Annotated in this window: 17 protein-coding genes; 10 read left to right on the top strand and 7 right to left on the bottom strand. The window is 41.8% G+C overall.

Translation table 11 applies throughout. The annotated features are described in order from the left end of the window. Window positions 1-8 precede the first annotated feature (8 nt). Window positions 9-1,325, top strand: coding sequence for an anti-phage deoxyguanosine triphosphatase (locus DPF90_RS15710; protein ID WP_114787284.1), 1,317 nt, complete (start codon window positions 9-11; stop codon window positions 1,323-1,325). Here DPF90_RS15710 and DPF90_RS15705 read toward each other — a convergent pair. Continuing rightward, the gene (locus DPF90_RS15705; RefSeq protein WP_114787283.1) at window positions 1,314-2,330 is read right to left on the bottom strand and encodes an adenosine deaminase; all 1,017 of its coding nucleotides are present in this window, start codon (window positions 2,328-2,330) and stop codon (window positions 1,314-1,316) included. The two genes, DPF90_RS15710 and DPF90_RS15705, sit on opposite strands and share 12 nt — an antisense overlap. 344 nt (window positions 2,331-2,674) lie before the next feature. Continuing rightward, a complete protein-coding gene (locus tag DPF90_RS15700) occupies window positions 2,675-3,280 on the bottom strand; it encodes a tRNA-uridine aminocarboxypropyltransferase (RefSeq protein ID WP_114787282.1) in 606 nt (201 codons plus the stop codon). A gap of 4 nt (window positions 3,281-3,284) precedes the next feature. Here DPF90_RS15700 and rrtA point away from each other — a divergent pair, with 4 nt between their 5' ends. The 3 genes from rrtA (at window position 3,285) to DPF90_RS15685 (ending at window position 7,193) form a co-directional block, all read left to right on the top strand. After that, complete coding sequence (gene rrtA, locus DPF90_RS15695; RefSeq protein ID WP_114787281.1) at window positions 3,285-3,848, top strand: rhombosortase; 564 nt, start codon at window positions 3,285-3,287, stop codon at window positions 3,846-3,848. Window positions 3,849-3,951: 103 nt separating this feature from the next. Next, window positions 3,952-5,301: a DEAD/DEAH box helicase gene (locus DPF90_RS15690; RefSeq protein ID WP_114787280.1), complete on the top strand. Its 1,350-nt coding sequence runs from the start codon at window positions 3,952-3,954 to the stop codon at window positions 5,299-5,301. Window positions 5,302-5,708: 407 nt separating this feature from the next. After that, the gene (locus DPF90_RS15685) at window positions 5,709-7,193 is read left to right on the top strand and encodes a hypothetical protein (protein ID WP_114787279.1); all 1,485 of its coding nucleotides are present in this window, start codon (window positions 5,709-5,711) and stop codon (window positions 7,191-7,193) included. Between the two features lie 73 nt (window positions 7,194-7,266). Here the strand turns inward: DPF90_RS15685 and sohB are convergent, their stop codons facing one another. Next, window positions 7,267-8,328 (bottom strand): protease SohB, encoded by a 1,062-nt coding sequence (sohB, locus tag DPF90_RS15680; RefSeq protein ID WP_114787278.1) that lies wholly within the window; start codon window positions 8,326-8,328, stop codon window positions 7,267-7,269. Between the two features lie 89 nt (window positions 8,329-8,417). Between sohB and DPF90_RS15675 the strand changes: the two genes are divergently transcribed. From DPF90_RS15675 to DPF90_RS15660, 4 genes are all read left to right on the top strand, one after another. Beyond that, complete coding sequence (locus DPF90_RS15675; RefSeq protein ID WP_114787277.1) at window positions 8,418-9,161, top strand: YciK family oxidoreductase; 744 nt, start codon at window positions 8,418-8,420, stop codon at window positions 9,159-9,161. A 120-nt stretch (window positions 9,162-9,281) separates the two neighbouring features. After that, a complete protein-coding gene (imuA, locus tag DPF90_RS15670) occupies window positions 9,282-9,956 on the top strand; it encodes a translesion DNA synthesis-associated protein ImuA (RefSeq protein WP_114787276.1) in 675 nt (224 codons plus the stop codon). Further along, a complete protein-coding gene (locus tag DPF90_RS15665; protein ID WP_114787275.1) occupies window positions 9,956-11,359 on the top strand; it encodes a Y-family DNA polymerase in 1,404 nt (467 codons plus the stop codon). Before imuA ends, DPF90_RS15665 begins: the two co-directional genes overlap by 1 nt. Window positions 11,360-11,374: 15 nt before the next feature. Beyond that, complete coding sequence (locus DPF90_RS15660; RefSeq protein WP_114787274.1) at window positions 11,375-14,446, top strand: error-prone DNA polymerase; 3,072 nt, start codon at window positions 11,375-11,377, stop codon at window positions 14,444-14,446. Window positions 14,447-14,536: 90 nt separating this feature from the next. On the opposite strand, the gene DPF90_RS15655 is transcribed toward DPF90_RS15660, so the two are convergent. Both DPF90_RS15655 and mlc read right to left on the bottom strand, forming a co-directional pair. After that, window positions 14,537-15,484, bottom strand: coding sequence for a chemotaxis protein CheV (locus DPF90_RS15655; RefSeq protein WP_114787273.1), 948 nt, complete (start codon window positions 15,482-15,484; stop codon window positions 14,537-14,539). Window positions 15,485-15,609: 125 nt separating this feature from the next. Beyond that, window positions 15,610-16,827 (bottom strand): sugar metabolism global transcriptional regulator Mlc, encoded by a 1,218-nt coding sequence (gene mlc / locus DPF90_RS15650; protein ID WP_114787272.1) that lies wholly within the window; start codon window positions 16,825-16,827, stop codon window positions 15,610-15,612. Between the two features lie 283 nt (window positions 16,828-17,110). On the opposite strand from mlc, the gene pyk reads away from it, so the two are divergent. Next, window positions 17,111-18,553 (top strand): pyruvate kinase, encoded by a 1,443-nt coding sequence (pyk, locus tag DPF90_RS15645; RefSeq protein ID WP_114787271.1) that lies wholly within the window; start codon window positions 17,111-17,113, stop codon window positions 18,551-18,553. Window positions 18,554-18,575: 22 nt separating this feature from the next. On the opposite strand, the gene DPF90_RS15640 is transcribed toward pyk, so the two are convergent. Beyond that, entirely contained in the window at window positions 18,576-19,730 is a 1,155-nt protein-coding gene (locus tag DPF90_RS15640; protein ID WP_114787270.1) for a patatin-like phospholipase family protein, read from the bottom strand. 8 nt (window positions 19,731-19,738) lie between these two features. After that, a complete protein-coding gene (cydH, locus tag DPF90_RS15635; protein WP_114787269.1) occupies window positions 19,739-19,831 on the bottom strand; it encodes a cytochrome bd-I oxidase subunit CydH in 93 nt (30 codons plus the stop codon). 133 nt (window positions 19,832-19,964) lie between these two features. On the opposite strand from cydH, the gene DPF90_RS15630 reads away from it, so the two are divergent. Next, complete coding sequence (locus DPF90_RS15630; protein ID WP_114787268.1) at window positions 19,965-20,558, top strand: outer membrane protein; 594 nt, start codon at window positions 19,965-19,967, stop codon at window positions 20,556-20,558. Window positions 20,559-20,992: the final 434 nt, after the last annotated feature.

The following is a 20,992-nucleotide window of genomic DNA, read 5'->3' as shown; positions in this document are numbered from 1 at the left end:
AAATACTTATGACATTCCAAATCAGTAGCTTATGGCATGAACGGCATGACGATGAGCATAAGATTCGTCGTGATGATCATCGGACCCCTTATCAACGTGACCGAGCAAGAATACTCCACTCAGCCGCATTTCGGCGCCTGCAATCCAAGACACAAGTGCATGGTAACAGCTTCGATGATTTTCACCGTACACGGCTCACACATTCTTTAGAAGCAGCGCAACTTGGTAGCGGTATTGTCGCTCAAATAAAGAAAAAACAGCCCGAGTATCGCGAACTGTTACCTAGCGACAGCCTGATTGATTCATTATGCCTTGCGCATGATATTGGACATCCTCCTTATGGGCATGGAGGAGAAATTGCACTGAACTACATGATGCGAGATCATGGTGGATTTGAAGGAAACGCCCAAACATTTCGTATCGTCACTAAACTCGAACCATACACTGAACATTTTGGAATGAATTTAGCACGCCGGACATTATTGGGATTAATCAAATACCCTGCCTTACTGAGTAAAACCTGCTCTAGCGAAACTCCGGAGAGTGTAACACATCAAAGGCAACTTAAAGCTAAACAGTGGTCCCCCGCAAAAGGCTTGTATGATTGCGATCAACCTCTATTTGACTGGGTATTATCACCATTAAATAAATCAGACAAACAACTGTTCGGGCAAATTCTTTCTGAGCCAAGCGAAAAACAGCAACATAAAAAAACCAGCTTTAAGTCTATAGATTGCTCTATCATGGAATTAGCGGACGATATTGCCTATGGAGTGCATGATTTAGAGGATGCGATTGTTCTTGGAAAAGTGACCCAAGCCCAATGGATTGAGGGGGCTCAAGATGCTCTATTAAAATGCGGGGAACCTTGGTTTAGAGCACATATAGAGTCTGTCACCAATATGCTGTTTTCCGGCATTCACCATCAGAGAAAAGACGCGATTGGCGGTATAGTAAATGTGTTATTGACCAGTATTTCAATTAAACCTGTTGATGCTATTTTCGCCAGCGATTTACTCGCCTTTAATGCTTACCTAAAACCGGAAATGGCCACTGCATTACAAATACTTAAACAATTTGTTCATGACTATGTTATCCGAGTACCACAAGTACAGATTGCTGAGTATAAAGGACAACAAATTATCATGGATATTTTTGAAGCGCTCAGTGCTGATCCCGAAAGGCTACTTCCGATTTCGGTTCGCCAAGATTGGCAAGCCGCCCAGAGTCATACAGAGGGTTATCGAGTGATCACCGATCACATATCCTCCATGACTGATGGTCATGCTCAAAGGCTTCACCAGCAGCTATTTTCATCCTATTGAACGGCTTGAAAACTCCTCTAAGACACGCTGCATACGATGCTTTTCGCTTTCACTGACAAAGCTTGCTTCTATGGCATTTTGCGTTAACTGAGTCAATTCACCCTCTGTCAATGAATGACTCTGCGCAACAGCAAGAAAGTTATCCGTCATATAACCGCCAAAATAGGCAGGATCATCTGAGTTAATCGTAACACAAAGATTTTGCCTCAATAAATCAACCACATTGTGTCGCTTCATCTCATCAAATACTTTGAGTTTTATATTTGATAATGGACACACAGTCAGAGGCATCCGAGACTCAGCCAGCAAACGGACCAATCGGCTGTCGTCAGAACATCGAACACCATGATCAATACGTGAAACTTTAAGTAAATCAATACTATTATATATATTGTCTACCGACCCCTCCTCTCCTGCATGTGCTACTGTTAAAAAACCTTCTTCAATCGCTTTAACAAATACTTGAGTAAACTTCTCAGGCGGATGACCAACCTCCGAAGAATCTAACCCCACAGCAATGATTTTATCCTTATGTTTTATTGCCTGTGCTAAAGTCAAAAAAGCACTCTGCTCATCCAAATGGCGTAAAAAGCACATAATAACGCGACTGCTAATACCCATTTTTTGTTTACCGTCTTCAAGAGCACGATGAATTCCATTAATCACAGTATCAAAGGAAATACCTCGTTCAGTATGAGTCTGTGGGTCGAAAAAAATCTCAGTATGAATTACGTTATCTTGCTGACAGTGAAGTAAATACTCCCAAGTCAAGTCATAGAAATCTTGCTCATCAATCAATACGTTGGCGCCCTGATAATAAATATCTAAAAATGACTGAAGATTAGTAAATTGATAAGCAGTCCTAACTTCTTCTGGTGTGTTAAATGGCAGAGGAATTTTATTTCGTTTGGCCAACTTAAACATCATCTCAGGTTCTAAAGAGCCTTCGATATGCATATGCAATTCAACCTTGGGTAACTGACGAATAAATGTATCTTGATTCATGCACTTGTCTCCATTCCATTAGTAGACCGTAGATGAGGATTATTTTTTCAAAATCGAAGAGTTGTCCACATACACAGCCGCTAATATCATGATTTTCATACATGATGTGCTGTTTACGGTCCAATGATCTGAGTGCAGTACGCACGCCTTATTGAGAGTATTGTTACATGAATACAAAAATGCAACTAGATGAATAAAAATTACACAACAAAGTCAATGGCACATGACCTATTTATTGTCGACATAATTCTGATGATGAGGAGAACTAAAAGTGTGAATAGGCGTTTAAATTTATTTATCTAGGTTTGTACAGAGCACAATAAAACACGGCATCATATTATCTATCATGAATAATTCCGCTTAAATACACCTGCTGGCATATTACTAATTTGAAAGTCAATCATATGATTAAAAGCATCAATTAACGGTGAGAAATCACGCTCGGGTTCAAGCAAGGACAAAAGGTGATAACCAGCCTCTACTGTCGATAAGCTATTGTTGCTAGGAGCTTTGCGGATTCGATAATTACCCTTTAAATCCTTGGGTAAGTGAATCATAGGCATTTTTTTTAAGTTGCTCGATAACTGCCAGATTTTATAGGCTTTTTTCCAAGTACCATCGAGAATAATAATACGTACTTTACTATTGTTACTTATAGCTTCTTTTGCTGCAGAGACACCTGAAGACAAGTCACTTGGATAAAGAATAAAATGTTGGACATCATTTTCACACAACAATTGGTTAAACTCCACATGTTGAGTAAAGTCTTCACCTTGGAACAAATAACATCCTGCCAATGAAAGAGTTAGGATCTTTGCAGTCCCCATAGGCTTCTTAGCTTCTGTAGGATGCTGTAGAATGATCAGTTCCACATTGGCTGACAGGCTATGTATCCACTCACAGATACAAGCTTTGGTTGACTTACCACATTGTAAACAATATCGAGACATTAGAGTGCGCTTATTTCTTCTACTGGTTGTAATTAGCTTAATTTGCTTGTGTGTACAATTTGAACCTTTAGCTAACCTAACATATTGGCAAAATGAACTCATCGAACAAGGCCAGTGGTGGCGGATCCTAACAGGAAACTTTACCCATACCAACTGGATTCATCTAACTATGAATATCCTTGGGCTTTGGGTCATCTCCTACTTGTTTAGGCCCAGCCCTAAATCTCTTCTTTGCGTCTTATTACTTGTAAGCCTATCGGTTGGTGTACTTAATCTTACAACTTCTATGAATTCTTATGTCGGCTTGTCAGGAACGCTGCATGGTATTTTTGCCTACTATGCACTTTGTGAGTCTTTATCTGGTAGAAAAAGTAGCTGGCTACTGGTTGGGGGAGTGCTAGTGAAAACGGGTTGGGAAATGACCATAGGCGCATCTCAAACCACGAGTGAGTTAATTAATGCAGCCGTAGCAGTAGAATCTCACCTATTTGGCCTATTGACAGGGCTCATACTCGCTTTTATTACCAACAAGCATCAGTTGCTCACTATATTCAAACCTCCACAATGATAATTTCTGTTGATGTTGACCTACAAAGGACTCACAATAGCGCCCTTTTGCAGCTCATTATGGCTGCGTGAGCATGAGCTCAACTTATTACAGAGACATATATATGGGTTTTACCTCTTTAGGCCTTTCTGCTCCAATCCTTAAAGCCATAGGTGATCAGGGTTATGACAAGCCCTCACCAATTCAAGAGCAAGCAATTCCTGCAGTCTTAGCAGGAAAAGACGTAATGGCTGCTGCGCAGACAGGCACAGGCAAAACCGCTGGCTTTACGCTACCTATTCTTGAACTTCTTGATAATGGGCAAAGAGTCAAGCCTAACCATGCTAGAGCATTGGTATTAACACCAACACGTGAACTAGCTGCCCAAGTACAAGAAAATATTTATAAGTACAGCCGGTATCAAAAACTAACTTCTAGTGTGGTTTTTGGTGGTGTTAAAATCAATCCACAAATGATGAAGCTTCGAAAAGGTACCGATATTCTTGTCGCTACCCCAGGTCGCTTACTGGATTTGTATCAACAAAATGCCATTAAGTTTTCGCAGTTAGACGTTCTCGTATTAGACGAAGCAGACCGAATGCTAGATATGGGTTTTATACGCGATATTCGCAAGATACTTGAATTACTGCCACAAAAACGTCAAAACCTTCTTTTCTCTGCTACCTTTTCTGACGAAGTTCGACAACTCGCGAAAAGTTTAGTCAATAATCCGGTTGAAATCTCTGTTGCTCCTGCCAACTCGACAGCCAAAACGATTGAGCAGTCTATCTACCCGACAGACAAGCGAAAAAAAGCACCTATGCTGTGCAAATTAATCCAAGAAGGTGATTGGAAACAGGTATTGGTTTTTTGCCGAACAAAACATGGTGCAAACCGCTTATCTTATTACCTCAATGGCCAAGGTATTACTGCTGCGCCTATTCATGGGAATAAAAGTCAAAATGCTCGAACCAAAGCACTAGCCGATTTTAAGTCTGGTGAAGTACGTGTATTGGTCGCAACCGATATCGCCGCACGTGGCATTGATATCCCCCAGCTACCACAAGTCGTTAACTTTGAACTCCCTCATGTTGCCGAAGATTACGTGCATAGGATTGGCCGTACAGGCCGCGCCGGAGAAGTAGGTAAAGCAATCTCTTTAGTAGAGGCAGCAGAAGCCAGCGAATTGTTTGCCATAGAAAGGCTTATCCAACAGGTTTTGCCTCGTCTTGAACTAGAAGGCTATAAAGCTGTCAACGAACTGCCTGAATCTAAGCTAGATACTCGACCAATAAAGCCCAAAAAACCTAAAAAGCCCAAAAAACCTAAAAGCGACCATATAGATGGTCAGCGTTCTGGTGATAACGCTAGAGGGCATAAGCCCGCTGGTAAAAACAAGCGTCATTTTTCACCTAGCAATAAGCCACAAAGTAGGAACATGAAAGGCGGAGCTAAGGAACAAGGTAAAAAATAATGTTTCAAGCTGCACGCATGCAGTTTTTCTTTATTAAAGTCAAAGAGTAAGTGCTTATATTGTTCATTGAAGTTGAGTTGCTACTGCATCTCTAAGACACGCAAATAATGGCAAGCTTGGACGCTCTATGCAGCAATATACCTTGCCATTTTTCTCACGAAATAACATGAAAATCTATGATTTTTAATCTACTGCTAACACAACCTATTTATAGAGAAAAAGGAACAACACTATAATCATTGAAATAGTTATCAGTAAATTAAACCTTTAGAATTAAGTTAACAATAAGATCGATTTAAAGCATCACTTTCTGTTAGGTTATTTCAAATAAAATCCCATGCACTTAGTAATGAGCGTCTTTATAGTCTTTCAATAAAATTTAAATTACCCTATTGAAAGGAATAAAAATGCCTGACTTTAATTCCATAAGTACCATCTCTGGGCCAAGTAGCATCACTAGGCACGATGATGCCACCAGAAATGGCAAGTTAAATATTAAAAGTATTGAGCACACCAATGAGAAAGAACTATCTAGTTTTGGTAGGGCTTTCAAAATGTTTCAGGATCTAGATAGACAACAGTCTACTATGCTCCGCATGAAGGATGGCGACAGCAATTCAACTCGGTCATCACGCCAGTCAAACAGTGTTTCATCTATAGCTGAAAACGTAGTGTCAAAAGCCTTAACACAAGCACAACAGGCTAAATCTGCTGTAATAGCTGAATTGAACACCAAGATTACTCCTAAAAGCTCAGAACAAAGCAATCAGAAAACCATTGTCTCTAACGATAGCGGGCAAAAACCTCAGCCAGCGCCACCACCAGCACCACCAGCACCACCATTACAGAAAGCGACACCTTCGCCTAAAGAAAATGCTACTAACCAAGACCAAGGGAGAAACGCCCTACTTGAGGCAATAAATGCAAGAAGGGATAAAGGCACGGCAGGCCTAAGAAAAATAAACTCAAATGATAAACAACCAGCTCAGCAGTCAAACATCAGCAGCCATAATCCTGTTATTGATGGCATGTCAGAAAGAGGCAAACAGTTACTATTTGAAAATCCAGACCAAATTTTAGACCAAGCCGATCAATTGCCAGATGCAGATAAAAAAGCCATTGCAGCATTTACGAGTAAGATGATTGTTCATGCAGCAAAGCCAGATATTCTGGGTGAACTGAAAAAATGGATCGGCGATCTGCCAGCCAATGAAGTTACTGAAAAACACATTAGTGCTATGCCAAAGTATTGCCAAGACTACTTCTCAGTGATAAGGCCTTATACCCATAATATACATACCTCTGCTCCCTTTGGTAATGCCCTATGTAAGAAAGCTGAGAAGGAAAACTACCAAAAAATCGATGCTGGTAGTGAAATACGTCACTTGAAAGGTAAAACCCCACAGAAACAACAACACCAACAACAAACCCAGTGGAAAAGCGTAGCAGAGGTGCTAGAAAAGCTTCAGATAAATAAGCGCCTAGAAGCAACATCATGGCATGAAAAAAGTGGGACAGTAGTTAGGACACCAAAAGAAAGCCGCTCTGTTTTTGCTGAAGCCCAAGAAAAAGCATCCAAGAGCTTAGATAATGAAACACGCTCTGAATTGCTTAAAAATAACTACGAAAACCAAGTGACAGCAGCTCTTACAGAGGATCCTATATTCAGCGGTTTATTTGCAAAAATAGATAAAGATGCTGCAAAAGAATTAGAGTCAGAATTTCGTGAGAGCATCAAGAACCCTGAAACTTTAGAAAAAAGCGTTGGTGACTTTGTGCAGAACAAGTTACAAACACAATGTAAAGCATTTACTTATGTAGGTCTAACCGCTGAAAATAAGTCACTTCAACAAGAAATTGAACGCTTAAGAGCACAGCTAGCTAACCGCTAAGCTATATTATTTCAGCTAAACATTAACCAGTAAGCCCTCAAAATGAGGGCTTACTTTTAATTGCGACTAGACATTACACTATCGGACGTTGGCCTCGATCGATAAGTTTCAGCAAAATATTATCAGCGGCTTCTCCCGCCAATCCGGCTAGCTTTGATGTAAGCTTTTTCTTCTCAACATAACGAATAGATAATACGGTCTTATCTTTACAAGCCGCTACGACCAAATCATCAGAGGTACTAACTTCATCAACAAGGCCTAACTCATGCGCTCGAATACCGAACCAGTGCTCTCCAGTTGCAACTTTCTCCAACTCTAAAGACGGTCGACGTTCACGAATGAAGTCTTTAAACAAATCATGAGTGTCTTCCAACTCTTGCTTAAATTTATCGCGAGCTTTATCTGTATTTTCACCAAACATGGTTAGAGTGCGCTTATACTCTCCAGCGGTCAGTTGTTCATAATCAATATCATGCTTTTTCAAAAGCTTATTGAAATTTGGTAGCTGCGCGATCACTCCAATTGAGCCCACGATTGCGAAAGGAGCGGAAACCAACTTATCTGCGATACAAGCCATCATGTAACCACCACTGGCGGCAACTTTATCAACAGCAATAGTTAATGGCAGTTGAGCAGCTTTAATGCGATCCAACTGAGAGGAAGCTAATCCGTAGCCATGGACCATACCGCCACCAGACTCTAAACGCAGTAAGACTTCATCTCCCTCTTTCGCAACAGAAAGAATCGCTGTGACCTCCTCACGCAGAGAAGACACTTCTTTAGCATCAATGCTTCCTTTAAAATCAAGGACGAATAAGTGAGGCTCTCTTTTACCATCGAGATCCCCTTCTTTTGACGCTTGTTTTACTTCCTTTTCTCTGGCTTTGAGCTTTTCTTTTTCCTGTTTCTTTTCAGCTTTATCACGCGCTTTAAGAAATGCAGAGTCATGCAAATGATGCTCAAGCTGCTCGACCGTCTCTTTATTCTGATCAGTCAGATTGGTGATTTCTAATTCACCTTTTGCCGCACCGCTTTTTCCACCTACGGTTTTAGCAACCACTAACAGTGCAATTACGGCAACGACCACGGTTACAATCTTGGCCAAAAACAGCCCATAGTCCAACAAAAATTCCAATGTAATATCCCCTAAGATGCGAATTAGTGTATTGTAACCATCATCCTACTGATTCATAAAGCAGAACGTAACAATTAAGGACATATGACGTGAATTATTCTATTCCCTCAGATGCGTTACAAGGAAAAATCATACTTGTAACAGGCGCTGGTGACGGCATCGGAAAACAAGCGGCGTTATCCTATGCTCAACATGGTGCCACTGTCATATTGCTAGGCCGCACAGTCAAAAAACTTGAACAGACTTACGATGAAATTGAAGCTCAAGGTTTTCCTCAGCCTGCCATCATTCCTCTGGATATGAAAGGAGCATCTAAACAGAACTATCTCGATATGGCCGACACCATTGGCAGCCAATTCGGTCGCTTAGATGGCGTTTTACATAATGCCAGCCTGTTAGGTGTATTGAGCCCGTTCAATCAAATCAGTGAAGATACATACGATGATGTAATGCAGGTAAATGTCAAAGCGCAGTTTTTAATGACGCAAGCTATATTGCCACTTCTGCATAAATCCAATCACGCGAGCCTTATTTTTACTTCTTCCACTGTGGGTCATAGTGGACGCGCTTTTTGGGGAACCTATGCCATGTCAAAGTTCGCAACCGAAGGCATGATGCAAGTCCTAGCCGATGAGCTCAGCGATTCTCATATCCGAGTAAATGCGATTAACCCTGGCGGCACAAGAACAGGAATGCGTGCCCAAGCTTACCCTGCTGAAGATGCCGATTTACTCAAAACACCCCTAGATATCATGCCTTTATATCTCTATTTGATGTCGAATCAAAATAGGGACATCACAGGCCAATGTATTGATGCTCAACCCAAAAAATAAATTCTTCTTTTATTCAACGCCTTGTTAACAAACAAGGCGTTTTTTTACCCGTTTACCTGCCTTGTCTCTTGCCGATTAATCATAAAAACATACACTGTACATATATACAGGTATTTTGTTATGTATGAATTAATCGAACATCTTAAGAAAAAACAATGGCTTTGGCAGGGAAGCTCTGAACTGCAATCTAAGGGAGTTTATCCAACCGGTTTTAAGCTTCTAGACGAAAGGCTAGAAGGCGGTTTCCCGCACCATGGCGTTGTAGAGTTACATTCAAGTTCAGGTATAGGAGAGCTTCGATTATTATGTCCTCATTTAAAGAGTAATCATAAAGGGAGGCTATCGGTATTCATTCAGCCTCCAGGCAATCTCTCAGCACAACACTTAATTGCCCAAGGCATTGATCTAAACCATATCCTATTGCTCTACCCCAAAACTTGTAAAGAAGCGTTATGGGCCGCTGAGCAATGCCTTAAAAGCGGAGCTTGTAGCAATGTACTTCTATGGTACAGTCAGCCAGAAGTACATCATGTTCGCCGACTTCAGGTTGCCAGTGAAACTGGCAATAGCCTGTCATTTTTGTTTAAACAATCCAGCACTCTTTTCTCTCTACCTGTTAGTTTGAGCATGACACTTATACCACACGCTCATGGGTTAGAAATAACCATCACTAAACGTAAAGGAAGCTGGTCACATTCAAGTTTTTTAATCGATATGAGAACTTACTGGCCCGCTCTAGCAGAAAAAGAACTTCAAAATGTCGTGTTACCTTTTCGGAGGCGTAAGCAAGGCTGATGAAGCAATTGTGGCTTTACCTGCATTTTCCAAAACTACAACTGGATACCTTGTACTCAGACAAGGATCTTCAACCTCTAGTGGTTCTTGATACGAAGCGCTTTCAAATCGTACAGTCGAATAATACGGCTCAACAACAAGGGATTCAGAATGGTATGGGCCTTGGCAGCGCAAGCACACTTTGCCCATCACTTTCAGTGCATCCTTATGATGAAAGCGTCGAACAGCAAGCTCTTTTAGAAATCGCCCAATGGCTTTATCTTGTCACCTCTGATCTCGTCTTATTTCCACCCAAAGGGCTTTTACTTAAACTAACAGATATGCTCACTCTATACGGTGGGCTTGAGTCATACTGGTATACGGTTTCTCACCACTTACAATCCCTCAACATTCAATTTTGCTATGCCACGGGTTTTTCTCCATTTTCAGCTATTTTACTGACCAAATTAGGTTCAAACCTTCTCACAGAAGACCAAGATGACATCAACATCAACCTGAGAGCCTGTCCTATTTCTGCAACAGAGCTGAGTAAAAAGCAGGTTGAAAAGCTGTCTCGTGTTGGTGTGATTACACTGGAGGATTTACTTAAACTCCCAATGTCTGAAATTGCTAGGCGGTTCGATATTGAACTAGTGAACTACATTGGAAAGCTGACGGGCCAATTCAAACACCCAGTGGATTTTTACCATCCACCAGAAGAGTTTCATCACTACCTAGAGCTACTCTTTGATATAGATAATAGGCAGTGGCTAGAAAAGCCCCTGAGGAAGCTGCTTATCAAGCTTGAGCACTTCCTTACATTACGTAGCCAAGTCGCTTATGAACTTGAATTACAACTGCACCAGCGTGACACCGCATCAGAAGTTGTTACTTTAACATCAGCATGTGGTGACTACCTAGCTGATCGGTGGGAAAAGCTCAGTCAGCTGACTATGGAATCTCTGCAGCTTAGTGGTTCTGTCTATGCTCTAACACTTAAAGTCATTCGTAGTGGTGAACTTGAATCTATCAGCCAAGATATTTTCTCAGGCTATAAAGGCCAACAAACACCTCTGGAACTCATCACAACTCTCCAAGCCAAGTTAGGTAAAACGAGAGTATATAAGATCGCGCCAACAGATGATCCAAGACCAGAAAAATCTACCGTACTTTGTTGTCCGGAGAAGACTGCTTCAAATGATTCTCAAACAACTGGACTAAGACCCTCATTCGTACTCAAAAATCCAGAACTCTTAGTGGAAAAAGTCACCATTTTGCAAGGCCCCGAACGTATTGCTACTGGTTGGTGGGATGGTGAAGAAGTCACCCGGGATTATTTCATTGCGCGCAGTGAAAACGGTCGTTGGTTATGGGTATTTCGAAATCAGAAAATGCAATGGTTTCTCCATGGTGTATTTAGCTAAGCAAGAGATTAAGTCATGAAATATGCTGAACTATTTTGCCAAACTAACTTTTCATTTCTTGTAGGCGCTTCTCACGCAGAAGAGCTGATTCTACAAGCAGACTTTCTGCGTTATCACTCGCTTGCTATTACCGATGAATGCTCTGTTGCGGGCGTGGTAAAAGCCTACAACGCCATCAAAACACATAAACTCAATATTCAGCTCATCATTGGCAGCATGTTTTGGTTACATCAAGAGTGTCAAATCATCTTGCTTTGCCCAAATCGCAAAGCCTATGCAGAATTATGTCGGGTTATCACTAATGCGAGAAAACGCTGCAAAAAAGGACATTATCAACTCGCCGATTGGGACCTGATGTCAATACGCCACTGCCTCATTATCTGGTTACCTCATCACACCAAAGACAACCAAAAGTGGGGACACTGGTTGACTCAACACCACCAATCTAGGCTGTGGTTAGGCGTGCAGCGCCATCTAGGATCAGACGATAAGCAGTACCTTACTCACTGTGAGCAACTTGCTCACAGTTTTATGCTGCCCATAACCGCTGTCGGTGGAGTATTAATGCATACTCCAAGTCGGCTACCTTTGCAGCACGTCTTAACATCAATCCAGCACCAAAGCAGCGTTGAAAATATCAGCCGATACCTTTTAAGTAACTATGAACGAAGTCTGCGTAGTAAAGACAAGCTTTCTCGGTTATTCAAAGCACAATGGCTAAGAGAGAGCGTCCATATCGCCAAACAGTGCCATTTTAGTTTATCGGAATTGCGATACGAATACCCAAGTGAACTTGTACCTTTGGGTACAAGTGCGATGTGTCACCTGAGAAGTTTGGTTGAAAAAGGTAAGCGGCGACGCTTTCCTGATGGCATACCTGATGGCATTAAGAATACAATAGACAAAGAGCTCAATCTTATTGAAAAGCTTAACTACCCATATTATTTTCTGACCATCCACGACATTGTTCAGTTTGCCCAGAGAGAAAATATTCTCTACCAAGGAAGAGGCTCTGCAGCCAATTCGATTGTCTGCTATTGCCTCGAAATTACCGCTGTAGATCCAAGGCAAATTTCGGTACTTTTTGAGCGTTTCATTAGTGAAGAGCGCGATGAACCACCCGATATTGATGTTGACTTTGAACACGAGCGTCGTGAAGAAGTCATTCAATACATTTATCAAAAATATGGCCGAGAGCGTGCAGCACTTGCCGCCACCGTGATCACTTATCGATTTAAAAGCGCTGTCAGAGATGTAGGTAAAGCGCTTGGGATTGAAGAGACTCAACTCAACTATTTCATCAAAAATGTTAATCGCCGCGATCGCGAGATTGATTGGCAAACGCAAATTGTTGAACTCGGTTTGGAGCCAAATTCACTCAAAGGTGAGCAGTTTATTTCCTTGGTTAATAGCATCCTTGGGTTTCCTCGTCACCTTTCACAGCATGTCGGCGGTTTTGTCATTGCAGCAGGTCCTCTTTATGAATTAGTCCCTATTGAAAATGCAGCCATGGCTGATAGAACCGTCATTCAATGGGATAAAGATGACCTTGAGAGCCTTAAGTTGATGAAAGTAGATGTGCTTGCATTGGGTATGCTCAGCGCGATTCAAAAATGCTTTAAACTGGTTAAACGCCTACATAATCAATCATTAACTATCGCATATATTACTAATCTAGAAGACGATAGAAATGTATATGAAATGATTCAACAAGCAGACACCATAGGCGTCTTCCAAATTGAATCTAGAGCACAAATGAGTATGTTACCCAGACTCAAACCGAAGACTTATTACGATTTAGTCATCCAGATAGCCATAGTTCGGCCAGGTCCAATCCAAGGGGATATGGTCCACCCTTTCCTCAAACGGCGAAACGGTCTAGAGTCTGTTACTTATCCTTCAGAAGAAGTGAAAGAAGTATTGTCACGCACAATGGGCGTACCAATTTTTCAAGAACAGGTGATCAAATTAGCTATGGTAGCCGCAGGCTTTAGCGGTGGTGAAGCAGATCAGTTACGCCGAGCTATGGCCTCTTGGAAAAAGAATGGCAAGTTACTCAAATTTCGGAAAAAACTGATCCAAGGGATGCAAAGCCGTGGTTATGAGAAAGTATTCGCTGAGCGCCTATTCGAACAAATACTTGGATTTGGTGAATACGGCTTTCCAGAGAGTCACTCCGCTTCATTCGCAGTCTTAGCCTACTGCTCTGCATGGCTAAAGTATTACCATCCTGAAGTTTTTTATACCTCGCTTCTCAATAGTCTTCCCATGGGATTTTACAGTGCATCACAACTGGTCCAAGATGCAAGACGCCACAAGATCATTGTCCTACCTATTTGTATCAATCACTCTGTTTATGATCACCAAGTAGTACAACATAATAGCGGATTAGCAATCAGGCTCGGCTTTCGTCAAATCAAAGGCTTTAGTAAACAAACCGGCCAACGTTTTCTCAAAGCTCGCGGCTCCGCAGCATTTCAAAATCTAGGACAACTAAAAAATATTGGCTTGAATCGACAAGAGTTAGAACAACTTGCCTCAGCCAACGCTATGTCATCAATTGCCAATGATCGTTTTCAAACGCGTTGGGAAATAATGGATTCTTTATCAGATTTACCTTTATTCAAAGAGCTACAAGAGCCTGAAGAAAAGAGCCTGCCTAGCCCGTCTGAAGTGCAGACTTTACTGGAAGATTATGCTGCAACTAACCTCTCCCTTAACAAGCATCCGATAACAGTTCTGGAGAAGGCCAACAAACTTGGGCGATTTGTCCGAGCAAAAAACCTGATACAACTTCCCCATGGTTCTCTTGTGACTATCGTGGGTGTGGTAACAGGTAAACAATCTCCCGGAACTGCTGCAGGTATTACTTTCCTAACACTAGAAGATGACACCGGCAATATAAATGTTATCGTTTGGCAGGCAACAGCTAGAGCTCAAAAGAAAGCCTATCTAACAGCCAAGGTGATGATGATAAAAGGGATATTAGAGAAAGAAGGACAGATCACACATGTGATCGCAGGAAAACTTATTGATATCACGGAGAAACTTAGTCATTTGACCACACATTCTCGTGATTTCCATTAATGCCGAGTATTTCATAGAGATCGAATCGAGTTTTCAAAACACGCAGCTGTCGTTTGCAGGTTTTTGTCTTTAGTACCAGCGAACTAATCACTAGCTCGATAACACATCTCGCAGCCTATCCTGTGCAACCTGCACCAGCAAGTCTGGTTGGAATTTGGATATAAAGCGGTCACAACCTACTTTTTTGACCATAGCGTCGTTAAAGCTGCCACTGAGAGACGTGTTCAAAGTCACATACAGGTCCTTGAGCTTGGGATCATTACGGATCTCATAGGTGAGTTTATAGCCATCCATCTCAGGCATCTCCGCATCTGTTATCATTAGCAGCAACTCGCGCGGTACATCTTTCCCTTCTTCGGTCCATTGTTTTAGAAGCTTCAATGCTTCAAGCCCATCACAACATTCCAAAATATTAAGTCCCAATTGTGATAGACATCCTTTGACCTGAGAGCGCGCTGTAGAGGAGTCATCCACAATCAGAACATTGCGGCCCACCATTTGAGCCGCAAGATCTTCGTCAAGCACACCTTCAGAGATGGAAACATCATACTCAATAATTTCTGCCAAAACTTTCTCGACATCGATTATCTCGACAATCGCCTGATCCTCGTTGTCTTTAATGTGGGTGATCGCCGTTAAGTAATTGGCTCGACCGGCACTCTTTGGCGGGGGTTGAATTTCTGCCCAAGTCGTATTAATAATGTTGCGTACTTGCCCAACTAAAAAACCCTGAATGGACCTATTGTATTCTGTGATAATAAGGTTGTATTCCACATCTTCTTCACGAAGAGGAGGAAAACCAATGGCACCGCGAAGGTCAATCACTGGTACTGGAACCCCACGCAGAGACGCAACGCCAGTAATATGATGATGACAACCCGGCATCTTAGTCAATGGGGGAACCTGAATTACCTCACGAACTTTAAATACGTTGATCGCAAAGATCTGCCGACTGTTTAGGCGAAATAGCAATAGCTCAAGCCGGTTTTCACCCACCAAGTTGGTTCGCTGATCAACGCTATTTAAAACTCCAGACATACAACTTCTCAACTACTACGTAATATATCAAAAATAGACTAAAGCTGGCCTAAACCAAAATAAACCTGTGCAACTAAAACACTATATGTTCGCAAAAAAGGGATAAATACCCATAATAACAAAAGCTAACCTTCAATAACTTTCATTAATAATAAACCATCATAAAGGGCTTGTTTGATTAAAGCGGCGCCTGGCATTGTTGCTTGCTTGTAAAAACGAGATTCTACAACCTGTAGACCTTGCTGATAGACAGGCAGGCTTTGCTCCTCTATGCAGCTTTGAATCGCTGGGTATAAAATGCTTTTAGCCTGATTGATTGCTCCGCCAATCAATATCTTCTCTGGATTAAACAAATTAATCACTATCGATATTGCAGTTCCCAGATAACGACCAAGTTTTTCTATCACCTCAACAGCTAAAGCGTCACCATTAGCGGCAGCTTCACAAATGTCTTCAATAGAAACTTCATCAATGCTTGAGAGTATCGAAGTCTCACCTTTAGCAAGCCTCTCGGTCACCTCATCTCGAATAGCTTGAGAGCTCGCCACTGTCTCTAAACACCCTCGATTACCACAATGACAAGGCTTACCGTGGGGATCAATTTGAATGTGACCCAGCTCGCCTATATTTCCATGACGCCCCAGCAGAACACGGCCATCGAGAATAATACCCGCTCCGAGGCCATGATGAATCGAAATAAGTACAGAATTATCATTATCCTGAGAATGACCAAATAACTTCTCGGCTAAAGCCCAAGCACGAGTGTCATTGGCAACGAAAACTGGCAAACCTGTGGCTTTAAATATTTCAGGGCCCAGAGCCAAATTTTCAACATTGTAGTGAGGCATTTGCATGACAATGCCTTTTTCTGAATTGACCAAGCCGGGTAAAGTTAAGGCTATGCTGGTTACGCGACCAAGCTGCTCAGCGTAGCTCTGAAAAAACTCATCAATTTCATGTAATAACCGAGCTAAAACATCCTCTTGGTCAATCTCATGAATATCAATCTTAGTATCGATGAGCACCTCACCACCAAGCTCGTGCAAAGCGATGGTGAGATAACCACGACCAAGGCGCATGGAAAGAAATTGCCAGTCCTTGTTATTGACCTGCAGACCAACAGCTGGTCGGCCTCGACTGATCGCTTCTTGAACCGTCGTTTCATGAACCAAGTGCGCTTCAATCAATTCACGAGTTATTTTGGTAATGCTGGCAGGGGCTAGCTCACTCTCTTTGGACAAATCAATTCGGGAGATAGGACCTTTTTGATCGATAAGTTTATATACACGGCCAGCATTGACCTGCTTAATGTGGTCAATATGACCTGGTTGAGCCATGTACATAGGATGCTCCGAATATCAACAACATCGCAATTTTTTTACTTTGCGAAGTAATTGTGAAGGACTTTACTAAATTGCCGTGACAGCCATCACGTATAAAGATGATTGTTTGAGCGTTTCATCAAATTGCTAAACAAATCCGACATTTGACACTATATTTTTTTGCATTAATAAATATGTGCACACTTAATTATCTATATCTCCCACAATTCAGTATTTTGCATATACTCAAATAAGGCTTGCGTCGAAAAGCCACTTCACTCTCATTGTGATCAAGGATGATGCCATGACCTGCATTCAAAGAAGAACGAAAATAGTCACTACACTAGGTCCTTCAACAGACAAAGAAGGCATGTTAGAAGAAATCATAAAAGCTGGTGCGAATGTCGTTAGAATAAACTTTTCTCATGGCTCAGCTGAGGAGCATGTCGAACGAGCAACACAAATACGTAGTATTGCCGCAAAATATGGTACTCATGTAGCAATATTGGGTGACCTGCAAGGCCCCAAAATACGTGTTTCTACCTTTAAGGACAACAAAATCCATCTTTCTGTTGGCGACACTTTTGTACTTGATAGTGACTTACCGCAAGGCCAAGGGAATCAAAACGCCGTAGGACTAGATTACAAGGAGCTTCCAAGAGATGTATCTACAGGTGATATCTTGCTACTCGATGATGGTCGTGTACAGCTGGAGGTTACCAAAGTATCGGGCAACCAAGTGGTTACAGAGGTCATTGTCGGCGGACCATTATCAAATAATAAAGGTATTAACAAAAAAGGCGGGGGTCTATCCGCTGATGCATTAACAGAAAAAGACAAAAATGACATTAAAACTGCCGCTAAGATCAAAGTGGACTTTTTGGCCATTTCCTTCCCAAGAAATGGTGAAGACATGAAATATGCTCGGCGTCTTGCACTTGATGCTGGTCTTGAAGCAAAACTTGTCGCCAAAGTAGAGCGTGCAGAGACCGTAGAAAACGAAGAAAACATCGATGATATTATTCTCGCTTCAGACGCTGTTATGGTTGCGCGTGGAGACTTGGGAGTCGAAATAGGCGACCCAGAGCTAGTTGGCGTGCAAAAGCAGCTCATACGCCGAGCACGAAGCCTTAATCGAGCCGTCATTACAGCAACACAAATGATGGAATCCATGATAGAAAACCCAATGCCAACACGAGCAGAAGTTATGGATGTGGCAAATGCAGTACTAGATGGAACCGATGCCGTCATGTTATCAGGCGAAACTGCAGCAGGAAAATACCCTCTTGAAACAGTTCGTTCAATGGCTGAGGTTTGCCTAGGCGCTGAAAAAATGTCGGCCATCAACCGCTCGACATACAGAATGGATACTGTCTTTGAAACATGCGTCGAAACCATTGCGATGACGACCATGTTTGCAGCCAACCACTTAAAGGGAGTTAAGGGAATAGTAACGCTTACAGAGTCAGGTTGGACTGCTCTTATGATGTCAAGGCTCAGTTCAGGATTACCTATCTTTGCACTATCGCGTAACGAAAGCACACTGAATCAAGCCGCCCTATATCGAGGGGTGACACCCGTTTATTTTGATTCAACAAGTGATTCAGGTTTGTCTACCGCCAAAGATGCGGTTCAGCGCTTAAAAGATAAGGGCCTACTCCATGATGGAGACCTTGTAATAATTACTCTTGGAGACGTCATGGACGTAGTGGGTTCAACCAATTGTATGCGAATACTGTCCGCATAATGCGCTTGTGCACACTGCATAGTTAACTATGGTGAAAATGAGAAGTTATTCTGGTAGATACAGAAGCATACATTTCAACAAACCGGAATCCAGCGTCAAGCCCCATTTGGTAGTCATGTAACAAAGCCTCTCTTTCACTCATCAAGGAGCTCGACAAAAGCGGCCTTGCGGGTTTTATCTGTACGATGAAACAATCATCAGGAGGGTTATGGAGAAAATCTTGTGTCAAAGAATAAGTCTGGTAATGAACCATCAGCATATCTGCGAGTCCGGAGTCAAACTTCTCTCCTAATAAGTAACTTAAGCGGTAAATATCTTCAGCACCAAACAACCACCGCCCACCATTAAGAGCTTCAAGGTGAACATGCCTGAGCTTTTCTTCTTTAGAACGCTGCAAATGCTCTGTGAAAAAACTTGCCCAATCTTGCTTCCAGCTTGATAACTTTTGCTGCCATCTTTCTTGTACAAGATTGAAAGAGCCCCGATACCATTGCGTTTTTTCATTGCGCATTTCTTCTTCAACTTCAGTTTCTAAGTCCTCTCCTTCTGTTCTTATTACAATGATGCAACGAGCCTCTTTACGCCAAGCCTCTTGAACCGGAATGGATGCCGATACCCCCCCATCAACATACACGCCATGATCAAACTCAACCGCTTGGTTATACAATCTAGGAATCGCGCAAGTCGCAATCATCACCTTTCGCCAGTCTTCTTGCAACATGGGCAAGTAATGGTCGAATAAACGGCTGGTATCGGTCACCGCCGCAAAAGCTTTTCTGTCTGCAAGTACTTTTCTACCCATATCTATGTCTAACTTGTATGGATAGTCACTTATTTTATCTACAGCCCAATCTATTCCTAGATGCTGCTTGCGCCTGATGTAACGAAAGAGATTAAAAAACATAGGATCAGTGGTGAGATCCAGAATGAACGCGCGTCCTATTCCCTTCTGGCGACAAAGAAAGCCGCACAGGTTAAGCGCTCCAGCAGAAGTGCCATAAAAAACATCAAAGGGGTCGAAATTAGAGAGAAGAAAAGCGTCAAGCACGCCGGAAGTAAAGATGCCGCGTTGCCCCCCACCTTGAGCCACAAGCGCATTTTTTCCCCCTGTATACTTGGCAAGGCGAATAAGGTCTAATTCAATAGTCGCACCCGTTACAATGCCGCTATTGCTCATCAGCAGGCCTAAACGGACGTAATGGCTACTACACCAAAACCAATAAGTATAGTAAGTACGATTACTGTGATGGCTATCGCATACTTTAACTCAAGTTCCATAAAGCACCTCCTTGTTATGTAACAAAGTAATAACACCCTTGTGAAGTATCTTCAAATATTCCCTTTTTTTTGTGCGTAATTATGATGTTAGTATCACAATTACAAAAATGTCTTGTTCCAAGGGACTGCTATTATGAGCAACAAGATTAAATATTTTCTTCACATAATAATTACCTTATTGTCGACTTCCGTTTGGGCTGATGTCTATCTAACTCCTTGGATAGGATACACAGGAGGTGGAAAAGTCATTGCCCAAAATGAGATGATTTATGACTTGGAAGGCTCAGCCAGTTATGCCATTACCGGAGAGATTGACTTACAAGACGGAAGAATTGGGCTTTTCTACTCTAATCAAGGCACAAACGTCGACGATATCAACTTAGAATCAAACATACACTATCTCCAATTTCAAAGTAGCGTCTACTACCCGACAGAAGAAGAAGTCTCATTTTATTTGGGTATTGGATTAGGTGCGTCGTATATAGACGCGGATTGGGTTGACGATGAGTTGGGATTCTCAGCCAGTATTTTCGGCGGGTTTGAGTACCGTTTTCACGATAACTTAGCTCTAAATACTCAGCTGCGCTGGCTGGGGACCGTGGTTGATAACGATACCAGTGGTATATGTAACTTATCTGCTTCAGAATCCGATAACTGTATTATTAAATTCAAAACAGATTGGATGAATCAGTTTGCTGCCAATTTGGGGCTTACTTGGAATTTCTGACCTTAGCAAATCTCCATAAGGGTTTCAGCTGAGGTCAAACTATCCTTTTCATAATGGTGACTTCCGAGGTTTGTATTGGTAACTGCCAGCTCTAACCTATCGTATATCACATACTACGCTCAATTTTCATACTCACTTACCTATTTTAATTTAACTGCAAGATCTTAAATTACTTTTTACACATCTATACTATTGCGTTAAGTCATTTTAGTAGTTAATCTTTTTATTACATAAAGCTGATTATTTCAGTTTTGATAAACACACATCCAAAAAAAAGCATAAAAACCTAGCATAAGGTGACTTTAACAGTACAAATGGCTTTATTGTTATTTATTAGAAGTGAGTTTTTATTATAAATGCCATCTATAAAGGCATATCCACTTTTATGTACTGGGTGCGGCAAGCTAACGTTCAGCTAACGCATCATTTGCGTC

This window comes from Vibrio tetraodonis (genome assembly GCF_003350295.1).
GTDB classification, from domain to species: Bacteria; Pseudomonadota; Gammaproteobacteria; order Enterobacterales; family Vibrionaceae; genus Vibrio; species Vibrio tetraodonis.
The sequence above is the reverse complement of the archived record's forward strand: the minus strand, read 5'-3'. Positions and strand labels throughout refer to the sequence as shown.

Coding starts and splice junctions, on each gene's coding strand:
- DPF90_RS15710 (WP_114787284.1), top strand. CDS start 9: ATGACATTCCAAATCAGTAGCTTATGGCATGAACGGCATGACGATGAG.
- DPF90_RS15705 (WP_114787283.1), bottom strand. CDS start 2,330: ATGAATCAAGATACATTTATTCGTCAGTTACCCAAGGTTGAATTGCAT.
- DPF90_RS15700 (WP_114787282.1), bottom strand. CDS start 3,280: ATGTCTCGATATTGTTTACAATGTGGTAAGTCAACCAAAGCTTGTATC.
- DPF90_RS15690 (WP_114787280.1), top strand. CDS start 3,952: ATGGGTTTTACCTCTTTAGGCCTTTCTGCTCCAATCCTTAAAGCCATA.
- DPF90_RS15685 (WP_114787279.1), top strand. CDS start 5,709: ATGCCTGACTTTAATTCCATAAGTACCATCTCTGGGCCAAGTAGCATC.
- imuA (WP_114787276.1), top strand. CDS start 9,282: ATGTATGAATTAATCGAACATCTTAAGAAAAAACAATGGCTTTGGCAG.
- DPF90_RS15665 (WP_114787275.1), top strand. CDS start 9,956: ATGAAGCAATTGTGGCTTTACCTGCATTTTCCAAAACTACAACTGGAT.
- DPF90_RS15660 (WP_114787274.1), top strand. CDS start 11,375: ATGAAATATGCTGAACTATTTTGCCAAACTAACTTTTCATTTCTTGTA.
- DPF90_RS15655 (WP_114787273.1), bottom strand. CDS start 15,484: ATGTCTGGAGTTTTAAATAGCGTTGATCAGCGAACCAACTTGGTGGGT.
- mlc (WP_114787272.1), bottom strand. CDS start 16,827: ATGTACATGGCTCAACCAGGTCATATTGACCACATTAAGCAGGTCAAT.
- pyk (WP_114787271.1), top strand. CDS start 17,111: ATGACCTGCATTCAAAGAAGAACGAAAATAGTCACTACACTAGGTCCT.
- DPF90_RS15640 (WP_114787270.1), bottom strand. CDS start 19,730: ATGAGCAATAGCGGCATTGTAACGGGTGCGACTATTGAATTAGACCTT.
- cydH (WP_114787269.1), bottom strand. CDS start 19,831: ATGGAACTTGAGTTAAAGTATGCGATAGCCATCACAGTAATCGTACTT.
- DPF90_RS15630 (WP_114787268.1), top strand. CDS start 19,965: ATGAGCAACAAGATTAAATATTTTCTTCACATAATAATTACCTTATTG.